The organism is Pseudomonas sp. SWRI77 (assembly GCF_014269105.1).
GTDB classification, from domain to species: Bacteria; Pseudomonadota; Gammaproteobacteria; order Pseudomonadales; family Pseudomonadaceae; genus Aquipseudomonas; species Aquipseudomonas capeferrum.
Genome location: NZ_JABWRV010000001.1, coordinates 484,773 through 496,529, shown reverse-complemented (window position 1 = coordinate 496,529; position 11,757 = coordinate 484,773). Strand labels below are relative to the sequence as shown.

Below are 11,757 nucleotides of genomic sequence, written 5' to 3'. Positions count from 1 at the left end.
CCACTCAGGCCTGCGCAGTGCCATCCGATTTCGGCTGTTCCACGGGCACCAGCTGCTGCTTGCCGCCCTTCGTGTCCATCAGGAACACCTCGACCTGGCGCACCGAGATCTTGATGTTGTGCGCCTTGAACTCGCGGTTGATGTAGCGGTTGATCTCGTCCAGGGTCGGGTTGCGGTCCCCCAGGTCACGCACGTGCATGCGCAGTTCGTGGTCCAGCGAGCTTTCGCCGAAGTTCAGGAAGTACACGATCGGCTCTGGGTCCTTGAGCACCCTTGGGTTCTCGTGGGCGCCCTTGAGCAGCAGGTCGCGCACCAGGTCCAGGTCGGAGCCGTAGTCGATGCCCAGTTTCAGCGTCACCCGGGTAACCGTGTCGGTCAGCGACCAGTTGATCAACTGGCCGGTGATGAAGGTCTTGTTGGGGACGATGATGTCCTTGCGGTCGAAGTCGGTGATGGTGGTGGCGCGGATGCGGATCTTGCTCACCGTGCCGGACAGGTTGCCGATGGTGATGGTGTCGCCGATGCGCACCGGGCGCTCGAACAGGATCATGATGCCGGAGATGAAGTTGGCGAAGATCTCCTGCATGCCGAAGCCCAGGCCGACCGACAGCGCCGCCACCAGCCATTGCAGCTTGTCCCAGCTGACCCCCAGGGTCGACAGGGTGCTGACGATGCCGATACCGACAATGGTGTACGACAGCAGCGTGGTGGTGGCGTAGGCACTGCCCTGGGCAAGGTTCAGGCGCGACAGCACCAGCACCTCCAGCAAGCCTGGCAAGTTACCGGCCAGGGCGAAGGTGATGCCGACGATCACCAGCGCGCCAAGCAGGTCGCCGAGGCTGATCGGCACCATGCTGGCGGCCGCGCCGGTGCCGCTGGTGTATTCGTACAAGGTGAAGTTGTTGAGGTAGGCGAACACCGAGATCAGGTCCGACCATACCCAGTACAGGCCGGCGATGAAGCCGCCGAGCAAGGCCAGGCGGATAAGGCGCAGCGACTGCTGGTTGACCTGTTCGATGTCCAGCGTCGGCTCTTCGGTGATGACTTCGCCATCCAGCCCTTCCTTGGCCGCTGCACGTTTGCTCAGGGCGCGCTGGTAGGCCAGGCGCCGCGCGGCCACAGACAGGCCACGGACAAAGGCGGCCTCGATCACCAGCCAGAACATCAGCAGGTAGAGGGTGTAGATCAGCCGGTCGGTGAGCTTGAGGGCGGTGTAGTAGTAACCGAAGCACACCGCTACGAACAAGGCGATGGGCAGGGCCGTGAACGCCACCCCGACCGCCCGGCGGAACAGCGAGGTGTCGCGATGCGCCGGGCTGCTCAGCAGCAGGCGGCTGAGCAGCCAGGCCATCAGTGCGTAGCAGGTCAGCACTACGCCGATGCCGAGCACGTCATCAGCCAGCGCCGAAGGTTGATGTTCGGCCACCGCCACCACGCCGACCAGTGCCAGCACCACGGTGCCAAGCCTGCGCACCCAGCCGCGCAGGAACTCGACCTGGGGCTTGTGCCAGCGGAAGTGGATTTCCGCCACGCCGCCAGGCGCCAGGATGCGGTAGGCGGTGTAGAACACCAGCCAGGCCTGGGCCAGTTGCCAGAGCGCGGCGCCCAGGTTGGCATTCTGCCCGCGGGCGTCGATCTGCAAGGCATAGCTGCACAGCGCCAGGCCCAGGCTCACCGGCATCGCCAGGAGGATATTGATCAGGATCGCCTGGGGCGTGTGCCACTGGCTGTCCCGGCGGAAGTGGCCGATGTCCTGGTGCACCTTGCCGAGCCGTTGATACAGGTACTTGCGCCGCCACAGCAGGCCGCCGATCACCAGCAGCAGCGGCAGGAACAGCAACGGCCGCTGGCTCAGGCCGTCGGCCAGTTCCTTGATGCCCGAGCCCCAGGGCAGGCTGGCGACCTGGTCGGCGAACCGCTCAGGGACGTAGCGCAGCCAGTCCCAGTCCAGCGGCTTGTTGCTGGGGATCCAGAACATCTGCTCGTCGAGGGTGGTGCGCAGGCCTTGGGCGGTGCCCAGCAGTTGCTTCTGGTTGAGCTGCAGGGTGATCGATTCGTTGAGCAGGGCCGAGAGTTCGCGGTTGAGGCGCTCCAGCAGGTCGCTGCGGGTGATCGCCACTTCCAGCAGCGCTTTGCGCAGTGGCGGGGTGACGTCTTCCGGCGGTTGGTTGGCCAGCAGCTTGTCGACATAGGTGACCGGGCTGCTCATCTGCTCGCGCTGCTGGTTGATCTCGAACTGGTACAGGCGGGTGTCGGCGATCTGGTCGGCCAGGTCGCGGTCGACCTTCAGGTGCGGCAGGGTCTGCTTCTGCTTGTAGAGGATCTTGGACAGCAGCAGGCTGCCCTTGAGCACGTTGATCTGCTCGTCCAGCGCCTGGTCGGCCTGGGTCAGGCTGTCGAGCTGCTGCTTGGTGCGCAGGTTCTGCTGGGTCAGTTCGTTGAGGCGATCGGTGCTTTTGAGCAGGTAGTCGGAAAGCTTGAGGTTGATCGTGCTTTCGCTGGCCAGCAGGCTGCTGCCGCCGGCCTTCTGGGCTTCGATCGACTGCTGGGTGACGGCCTCCTGGGACTGGGCCAGGCGCTTGTCGTTGATCAGCGTTTGCAGGTCCTGGATTTCCTGCTCCAGGCGCGCCGCGCGCTCGATCAGCAGGTCGTGTCGGGCATTGCCAAGGTCTTGCAGCAGGCTGTTGCCGGCCAGCTCCTGACGGCGCAGTAGGGTCAACGCGTTGAGCGAGGCCAGCTCGGCGTTGAGCTGGTTGCGTTGGTCGGCGTTGAGCGCCTTGCCGTTGTCCTTGCCCGACTTGAGGTTGTTGTTGATCTGCTGGGTGCGGGCCTGGCTGTTGCTGATCTCGGCCTGGGCGCGCTCTGGGCGGGTCTGGGAATTGATGATCAGGCTGTTGGCTTCGGACAGCGCCTTTTGCAGCTCACCCTGCAGGGTGCTGCGCTCGCTGAGCAGTTGCTCCAACTGCGGCACCGTGAGGGTGGCGTAGCGCTGGGCGACCGGTTGCGGCTTGCTGTCCTTGAGCCTGGCCAGTTCTTTCTGGCTGTCGTTGGTTTCTTTCGGCGCGCCGGCCAACTGTTGCTTGAGCGCGGCCAGCTTCTTCTCGCTGTCTTCCTTGCTGGCAAGCAGGCTCAGGGTTTGCTCCAGCACCTGCTGCAGGGCCTTTTGATCGGCCTCGGGCAGCTTGCGCTCGGCAATCTTGTCGAGGCTGTGCTGGATGCTGGCAGTGGTCGGCGCTTCGGCCGCGGCGTTCGCGGTGGCCGCGAACGAGAAGGACAGGCACAACCCGAGTAGGGCTGTGCGAAGGTACACGCGCAGGGACATAGGCAGACTACATTGTGGATCGGGGCAGAATCGCAGTTTAGAGGAACAATCCTGGTCCGGGTCGCGTTCCTTCGGGGAATCTGACGCCCACTTTCTGCACATTGTTCCCGTCCATGGTCGCCACGGTCCAGATCGTGCCATGCCATTCGACCTGGTCGCCTACTACTGGAGCGCCTCCGACCTTCTGTCGGATGAACTGCGCCAGCGGCATTTTCGCGTCCAGGCCGTCGAGTTTCAGGCCATAAAGCGCCGCCACGGCGCCGAGTTCGGCATCGCCTTCAAGCACGAAGTCGCCGAAGAAGCGCAGGTCCAGGCCACGTTGCGGCGCCTGGCTGAACAGCTTGCCCAGCGCGGGCAAGTTATGTTCGTGGCCGATCACGCAAAGCATGTCGCCGACTTCCAGCACGGTACTGCCCGATGGGTGCAGCAGTTGCTCGCCACGGAACAGCGCGGCTATACGGGTGCCCTCAGGCATCTTCAGCTCGCGCAGGGCAGCGCCGATGCACCATTTTTCCGCCCCCAGGCGGTAGACGAACAGCTCCCACTCGCTGGTGATGTGCACTTCCAGCGCAGAGCGTGAGATGGGCGCAGGGTCTGGCGGTACGGTGACCTTCAGCAGCTTGGCCATCCACGGCAGGCTGGTGCCCTGCACCAGCAGTGACACCAGCACGATGAAGAACGCCAGGTTGAAGAACAGCTGTGCATCCGGCAGCCCGGCCATCAGCGGGAACACCGCCAGAATGATCGGTACCGCACCGCGCAGGCCGACCCAGGAAATGAAGCCCTTTTCGCGACCGTGGAAGGCCTTGAACGGCAGCAGTGCGGCAACCACCGACAGCGGCCGGGCGATCAGGATCATCCACAGGGCCAGGCCCAAGGCGGGCAAGGCGATGGGTAGCAGGTCGTGGGGTGTGACCAGCAGGCCCAGCACCAGGAACATGCCGATCTGCGCCAGCCAGGCCATGCCGTCGAGCATGTGCAGGATGCCATGGCGGCTGCGGATCGGCTTGTTGCCCAGCACCAGGCCGCACAGGTACACGGCAAGGAAGCCGCTGCCATGCAGGGCGTTGGTCAGCGAGAACACCACCAGGCCGCCGGCCACGACCAGAATCGGGTACAAGCCGCCGGCCAGGTTGATGCGGTTGACCAACTGCAGCATCAGCCAGCCGCCGCCCAGGCCCAGCAGGCCGCCGATACCGAACTCGCGCAGCAGGTGGCCCAGCAGGCTCCAGTGCAGGCCGGTCTGGCCGCTGGCAATCATCTCGATCAGGGTGACGGTGAGGAACACCGCCATCGGGTCGTTGCTGCCCGACTCGATCTCCAGCGTGGCCGTGACCCGTTCGTTCAGCCCTTTGCCACCCAGCAGCGAGAACACTGCCGCGGCGTCGGTGGAGCCGACGATGGCGCCGATCAACAGGCCCTGGATCAGGCTCAGGTCGAACAGCCAGGCCGCGACCAGGCCGGTGAGGGCGGTGGTGATCATCACGCCGACGGTGGCCAGCGACAAGGCCGGCCACAACGCCACGCGGAAACTGGCCACACGCGTGCGCAAGCCGCCGTCGAGCAGGATCACCGCCAGGGCCAGGTTGCCCACCAGGTACGCGGTCGGGTAGTTGTTGAAGATGATGCCGCCACCGTCCACGCCTGCGACCATGCCGACGGCGAGGATGATGACCAGAATAGGGATACCCAGGCGTGACGACAGTGAACTGACCAGGATACTTGCACCCACCAGCAAAGCGCCGATCAGAAACAGGCTGTTGATGGTGCTGGCATCCAAAGGCAGTACTCCGGGAAACGCGGGGAAGAAGACTCGATAGCGTTGATGACTAGCAGGTCGCGTGCCAATCGATTCTAACCTGATGAATTGGCAGCATGTAAAGCGTTTCTGCAGATGTAGAAAAGGCACCGCGGTGGGTGCCTTTTCTTGTACTGCCAGGGTGGGCCTCTTCGCGGGGCAAGCCCGCTCCCACAGGGATAGGTGGTTCCTGTGGGAGCGGGCTTGCCCCGCGAAGAGGCGAGTGCAGGTCAGCCCTGCTTCACTTCACGCATCGGCTTGCCTTTGACCGGCGCACCGTTAGCCACGTAGTACTTGGCAGTGCTGCGCGCCAATGGCTTGCGGTTGCGGATCTTGTCCGAGATTTTCTCGGCGATCATGATCGTGGTGGCGTTGAGGTTGCCGGTGATGATGATCGGCATGATCGACGCATCGACCACACGCAGGCCCTGCATGCCGTGCACGCGGCCTTCGCCATCGACCACCGCCATGTCGTCGGTGCCCATCTTGCACGAGCAGGACGGGTGGAAGGCAGTTTCGGCGTGCTCGCGGATGAACGTGTCCAGCTCTTCGTCCGTCTGCACGTGTGCGCCCGGGCTGATCTCGCGACCACGGTATGGGTCCAGCGCCGGCTGGGCCATGATTTCGCGGGTCAGGCGGATGCCGTCACGGAATTCCTGCCAGTCCTGCTCGGTGGCCATGTAGTTGAACAGGATGCTCGGGTGCTGGCGTGGGTCTTTCGACTTGGCCTGGATGCGGCCACGGCTTGGCGAGCGCATCGAACCCATGTGCGCCTGGAAGCCATGTTCCTTGACGCCGTTGGAGCCGTTGTAATTGATCGCTACCGGCAGGAAGTGGTACTGGATGTTCGGCCATTTGAACTCAGGACGGGTACGGATGAAACCACCGGCCTCGAACTGGTTGCTGGCGCCGATGCCGGTGCCGTTGAACAGCCACTCGGCACCAATGGCCGGCTGGTTCCACCACAGCAGCGACGGGTACAGCGACACCGGTTGGGTGCAGGCGTACTGCAGGTACAACTCAAGGTGGTCCTGCAGGTTTTCGCCGACGCCCGGCAGGTCGTGCACCACCGGGATGTCGAGGCTTTCCAGCAGGGCGCGCGGGCCAACACCAGAGCGCTGCAGCAGTTGCGGCGAGGCGATGGCGCCGGAGCTGACGATGACTTCCTTGCGGGCGCGGGCTTCGACGCGCTCTTCGCTGTCGCCGACCAGGTAGGTCACGCCAACGGCGCGCTTGCCGTCGAACAGGATGCGGTCGCTCAGGGCGTGGGTGACGATGGTCAGGTTCGGGCGCTTCTTGGCCTGGTCCAGGTAGCCGCGGGCGGTGCTGGAACGGCGGCCGTTCTTGGTCACCGAACGGTCCATCGGGCCGAAGCCTTCCTGCTGGTAGCCGTTGAGGTCTTCGGTGCGCGGGTAACCGGCCTGCACGCCGGCCTCGACCATGGCGTGGAACAGCGGGTTGTTGCCCGCCTTGGGCGTGGCGACGCTGACCGGGCCTTCGCCGCCGTGGTAGTCGTTAGGGCCGATATCGCGGGTTTCTGCCTTGCGGAAGTACGGCAGGCAGTCCAGGTACGTCCAGTCCTCAAGGCCTGGCAGTTCAGCCCAGCCGTCGAAGTCCATGGCGTTGCCGCGGATGTAGCACATGCCGTTGATCAGCGAGGAGCCACCCAGGCCCTTGCCGCGGCCACATTCCATGCGGCGGCCGTCCATGTGCGGCTCCGGGTCGGTCTCGTAGGCCCAGTTGTAGCGACGGCCCTGCAGCGGGAACGCCAGGGCGGCCGGCATCTGGGTGCGGAAGTCGAAGCGGTAGTCGGGGCCACCGGCTTCGAGCAGCAGCACGGTGACGCTGGCGTCTTCGGTCAGGCGCGTGGCCAGGGTGTTACCGGCCGAACCTGCGCCGACGATGATGTAATCGAATTCTTGGGACATGAAAGTACCCTCGTTTGGCGGTGATCAGGGAGCGGGGACGCCCGTGCACGGCGGCACGGGCGTGGCTAGACAGGGTTTAGAAAACCGAGTTGTAGCCGCCCAGCTCGACCTGGACCGACTTGATGCGAGTGTATTGAGCCAGCGAGCTGACGCCGTTTTCACGGCCAACGCCCGACTGCTTGTAGCCACCGACCGGCATTTCGGCCGGCGATTCACCCCAGGCGTTGATCCAGCAGATGCCGGCTTCGAGCTTGTGGATGATGCGGTGGGCACGGGTGATGTCGTTGGTGCACACGCCAGCGGCCAGGCCGTATTCGGTGTCGTTGGCGCGGCGGATGACTTCTTCTTCGGTCTCGTAGCTGAGGATGCTCATCACTGGGCCGAAGATTTCTTCCTTGACGATGGTCATGTCATCGGTGCAGTCGGTGAACACGGTCGGGGCGACGAAGGCGCCCTTGGCGAAATCACCCTCGGTCAGACGCTCACCGCCACACAGCACGCGGGCACCTTGCTCTTTACCCTTGGCGATGTAGCCGAGCACGCTTTCCATGTGCTGGAAGCTGACCAGCGGGCCGAAGTTGGTGTTTTCGTCTTCCGGGTTACCCACACGGATGCGGGCAACGCGCTCGGCGATCTTGGCTTCGAAGGCGGCTTTCATCGGGGCAGGGATGAACACGCGGGTGCCGTTGGTGCACACCTGACCGGAGCTGTAGAAGTTGGCCATCATGGCGATGTCGGCGGCCTTGTCCAGGTCGGCGTCGGCGCAGATGATCAGTGGCGACTTGCCGCCCAGTTCCATGGTGACTTCCTTGAGCGACGAGCTCGAGGCGCTGGCCATGACTTTCTTGCCGGTGGTGGTGCCGCCGGTGAAGGAAACTTTTTCGATGCGCGGGTGTTCGGTCAGCCAGGTGCCGACTTCGCGGCCGCTACCGGTCAGGACGTTGAACACGCCGTCAGGCAGGCCCGCTGCGGTGTAGATCTCGGCCAGTTTCAGGGTGGTCAGCGAGGTGACTTCCGAAGGCTTGAAGATCATCGCGTTGCCGGCGGCCAGGGCTGGCGCGGACTTCCACAGGGCGATCTGGATCGGGTAGTTCCAGGCGCCGATACCCACGGTCACACCCAGCGGCTCGCGGCGGGTATAGACGAAGGAGCTTTCACGCAGCGGGATCTGCTCGCCTTCGATGGCCGGAACCAGGCCTGCGTAGTACTCCAGCACGTCGGCGCCGGTAACGATGTCGACGTAACGGGTTTCGGAGTACGACTTGCCGGTGTCCAGGGTTTCCAGCTGGGCCAGCTCATCGTTGCGCTCGCGCAGGATGTCGACGGCGCGGCGCAGGATGCGCGAGCGCTGCATGGCGGTCATCGCTGCCCAGACTTTCTGGCCGCGTTCGGCGCTTTCGACGGCTTTTTCGACGTCGGCCTGAGTGGCGCGCTGCACATGGGCGAGGACTTCGCCGGTAGCCGGGTTGATGGCTTCGAAGGTGGCATCGCTGCCAGCGTCGACATAACCGCCATCAATGTAGAGTTTTTGCGTTCCGAAACGGGCCATAGTGTCCTCGCAAGTGCAGTGTGTGGTTGGCTACTGCGTCACGCGCCTGCCTGTTTGGCAATCGCCGTGCGCGGTTGTTCAGAGGCCTGGTCGATTGTGCCCAGGGTCTGCTGTTTAGCCAGTTGTAGATCCATGTATTCGTAAGCGATTCGTATCGCCTGGTCGGTGTCGAAAGCATCTCCCGACAGGGCGCCTCGCAGCCACAAGCCGTCGATCAGGGCCGCCAGCCCGCGGGCTGCCTTGCGCGCATGGTAAAGCGGCAGGACGCGGCGAAACTGACAGCAGAGGTTGGAATACAAGCGGTGATCGTTGATCCGCTGCAACCTGTGCAAGTCGGGCTGGTGCATGCTGGAAGCCCAGAAGGCCAACCAGGTTTTCATTGCCGGGCCGTTCACCTGGCTGGCATCGAAGTTACCTTCGATGATCACTTTCAGGTGGGCACGCGGGCTGTCGTCCGTCAGTGCCTGGCGCCGCGCTGCAACGCCTTCGTTGAGCATGCTCATGATGTAACCCATCGTCGCTGCGATCAGGCCGTTCTTGTCCCGAAAGTAGTGACTGATGATGCCGTTCGACACCCCGGCCAACCGGGCAATCAGCGCAATGCTGGCGTCCCCCAGTCCGACCTGATCGACCGCCAACAAGGTGGCTTCGATCAACTGCTGGCGGCGGATGGGTTGCATACCGACCTTGGGCATCTTGCTATCTCCTCAGGCCTGCGAGCAGACGACGGGCGGCTGACTCGGCGAAGGCCAGTCTATTTTGTTTTGATTGAACGTTCAATCAATAAAGAATAAGCTCTGCGACAATTTGTGCCATTGACACCCTTTGAGGGCAGCCAGGGAGCACGAATCGACACCCCAGGAAAATCGTGTAACCCCCGGAATACAAGGCGTTGACGGGCATGAGCGATGCGAAATGCAGATTCTGCCGAGCGGTCAAAGGCCGCGCGCAGGGCCCTTGGAGCGGGCCTGAGTCTGTTTTTTTTGCAACGATTCGATTCGGGATCACGGTTTCCAGGGTGCTTTTATAACACCTGATGCAGTGGGGGTATTCCACCAATTGCTCGGGAAAACACTGATTAGCCTCCATAGCCGTACTGCCCGGAGCATTCGTGCAATGAGTTCTGCCTCCCTTACCAAACCCCCCGCCGAGAGGGTCCGGGTCAACAGCGTGGTGTTCTACACCTCGGCGCTGCTGATCCTTGCGTTGACTGCCTTGCTTATCGCTGTACCCGAAACCGCAGGCCAAGTGCTGAGCGTGGCCCAGAAATGGCTGACGCGCACCTTCGGCTGGTACTACATGCTGGTGATCTGCGGTTACCTGCTGTTCGTCGTCTACCTGGCGTTCTCCGACTACGGCAAGCTCAAGCTTGGCGGCAAGGATGACCAGCCCGACTTCAGCTACGGCGCCTGGGCCGGCATGCTGTTTTCGTCCGGTATCGGTATTTCGCTGCTGTACTTCGGCGCCTCCGAGCCCCTGGACCACTACTTCAACCCGCCAGAAGGCACCCCTGCCAGCCTCGAGGCCGCGCGCCAGGGCCTGCAGCTGACCTTCCTGCATTGGGGCCTGCACGGCTGGGCGATCTACGCCCTGGTCGGCCTGGCCGTGGGCTACTTCGCCTACCGCCACAACCAGCCGCTGGCACTGCGCTCGGCGCTGTACCCGCTGGTCGGCGAGCGTTGGGTCAAGGGCGCTGCCGGCAATGCCGTGGACATCTTCGGCATGTTCGTCACCTTGCTGGGCCTGGTGACCAACCTGGGTATCGGTTCGATGCAGGTCTCTTCGGGCCTGGAGTACCTGTTCGGCATGGAGCACAGCCAGACCAACCTGCTGATGGTGATCCTGGTAATGGCCGGCGTTGCCACCGTGGCGGCGGTATCGGGCGTGGAGAACGGCATCCGCCGTCTGTCCAACCTGAACATCATGCTGTTCAGCGGCCTGCTGATCTTCGTGCTGCTGGGTGGCGAGACCCTGCACCTGCTCAACGGCTTCGTGCAGAACGTCGGCGACTACCTCAACGGCATCGTGCTGAAAACCTTCGACCTGTACGTCTACGAAGGCGAGGCTGGTAAATCCGAGCGCTGGCTGGGCCTGTGGACCGTGTTCTACTGGGCCTGGTGGATTTCCTGGGGCCCGTTCGTCGGTATGTTCATTGCCCGTATCTCCAAGGGCCGCACTGTGCGCCAGCTGGTCAGCGGCGTGCTGCTGATCCCGTTGGGCTTCACCTTGGCCTGGCTGTCGATTTTCGGCAACACCGCGCTGGACCTGGTGATCAACCAGGGCGCCGTGGAGCTGGGCAAGACAGCCCTTGAACAGCCGTCGATGTCGATCTACCAACTGCTGGAATACTTCCCGGCGGCCAAGATCGTGATCGGCGTGGCGGTATTCGTCGGCTTCGTGCTGTTCCTCACCCCGGCCGACTCCGGTGCGGTGATGATGGCCAACCTGTCGTGCAAAGGCGGCAAGGTCGATGAAGACGCCCCGCACTGGATGGTGGTGTTCTGGTCGGTGATCATCACCCTGGTCACCATCGGCCTGCTGTTCGCCGGCAACTTCGAAGCCATGCAGACCATGGTGGTGCTGGCCGGCCTGCCGTTCTCGGTGGTGTTGGTGCTGTTCATGTTCGGCTTGTACAAGGCCATGAAGCAGGACGTCGCCGTCGAGCAGGAGCGCGCCCAATTGGCCGCCCGTGGCCGCCGCGGCTTCAGCGAGCGGCTGACCCAGCTGGACCTGCAGCCAACCCAGGCGGTGGTACAGCGCTTCATGGACAAGCAGGTCAGCCCGGCCTTGAAAGAAGCGGCCGAGCAGCTGCGCACCTTGGGCTTCGAAGTGGAGTCCCGGGTTGGCCAGTCTCGCAACACCATGGGCCTGCGGGTGATGATGGAAGAGGGCAACCCCTTCGTCTACGAAGTAAGCCTGGACGGCTACATGGCCGCGCCGAGCGAGGCCCCGGTCGAGGGTGAGCCGGAAGTGCGCCAGCGCTTCTACCGTGCCGAGGTCTACCTGCATGATGGCAGCCAGGAGTACGACCTGATGGGCTTTGTCCCGGAACAGATCGTGCGTGATGTGCTGGACCAGTTCGAAAGCCACCGCCAGTTGTTGGGGCGTGTGTACAGCTGACGCGGTTGCAACAGGCCCTGCGCGATAAGCAGGGCCTGTT

Annotated in this window: 6 protein-coding genes; 1 reads left to right on the top strand and 5 read right to left on the bottom strand. The window is 63.5% G+C overall.

The genetic code is table 11. The annotated features are described in order from the left end of the window. Positions 1 to 4: 4 nt before the first annotated feature. The 5 genes from mscK to betI form a co-directional block, all read right to left on the bottom strand. A complete protein-coding gene (mscK, locus tag HU766_RS02190) occupies positions 5 to 3,322 on the bottom strand; it encodes a mechanosensitive channel MscK (protein ID WP_186652901.1) in 3,318 nt (1,105 codons plus the stop codon). Positions 3,323 to 3,359: 37 nt separating this feature from the next. After that, complete coding sequence (locus HU766_RS02185) at positions 3,360 to 5,102, bottom strand: potassium/proton antiporter (protein ID WP_033701986.1); 1,743 nt, start codon at positions 5,100 to 5,102, stop codon at positions 3,360 to 3,362. Positions 5,103 to 5,350: 248 nt separating this feature from the next. Next, positions 5,351 to 7,048, bottom strand: coding sequence for a choline dehydrogenase (gene betA, locus HU766_RS02180; protein ID WP_033701985.1), 1,698 nt, complete (start codon positions 7,046 to 7,048; stop codon positions 5,351 to 5,353). Positions 7,049 to 7,124: 76 nt separating this feature from the next. Beyond that, positions 7,125 to 8,597 (bottom strand): betaine-aldehyde dehydrogenase, encoded by a 1,473-nt coding sequence (gene betB, locus HU766_RS02175; protein WP_033701984.1) that lies wholly within the window; start codon positions 8,595 to 8,597, stop codon positions 7,125 to 7,127. 38 nt (positions 8,598 to 8,635) lie between these two features. Next, positions 8,636 to 9,292, bottom strand: coding sequence for a transcriptional regulator BetI (gene betI / locus HU766_RS02170; protein WP_033701981.1), 657 nt, complete (start codon positions 9,290 to 9,292; stop codon positions 8,636 to 8,638). Positions 9,293 to 9,770: 478 nt separating this feature from the next. On the opposite strand from betI, the gene HU766_RS02165 reads away from it, so the two are divergent. Continuing rightward, complete coding sequence (locus HU766_RS02165; protein WP_346656645.1) at positions 9,771 to 11,717, top strand: BCCT family transporter; 1,947 nt, start codon at positions 9,771 to 9,773, stop codon at positions 11,715 to 11,717. Positions 11,718 to 11,757 lie beyond the last annotated feature (40 nt).

Excerpts from the sequence above, each read along its gene's own strand:
- betB (WP_033701984.1), bottom strand. The coding sequence starts at position 8,597 with ATGGCCCGTTTCGGAACGCAAAAACTCTACATTGATGGCGGTTATGTC.
- mscK (WP_186652901.1), bottom strand. The coding sequence starts at position 3,322 with ATGTCCCTGCGCGTGTACCTTCGCACAGCCCTACTCGGGTTGTGCCTG.
- betI (WP_033701981.1), bottom strand. The coding sequence starts at position 9,292 with ATGCCCAAGGTCGGTATGCAACCCATCCGCCGCCAGCAGTTGATCGAA.
- betA (WP_033701985.1), bottom strand. The coding sequence starts at position 7,048 with ATGTCCCAAGAATTCGATTACATCATCGTCGGCGCAGGTTCGGCCGGT.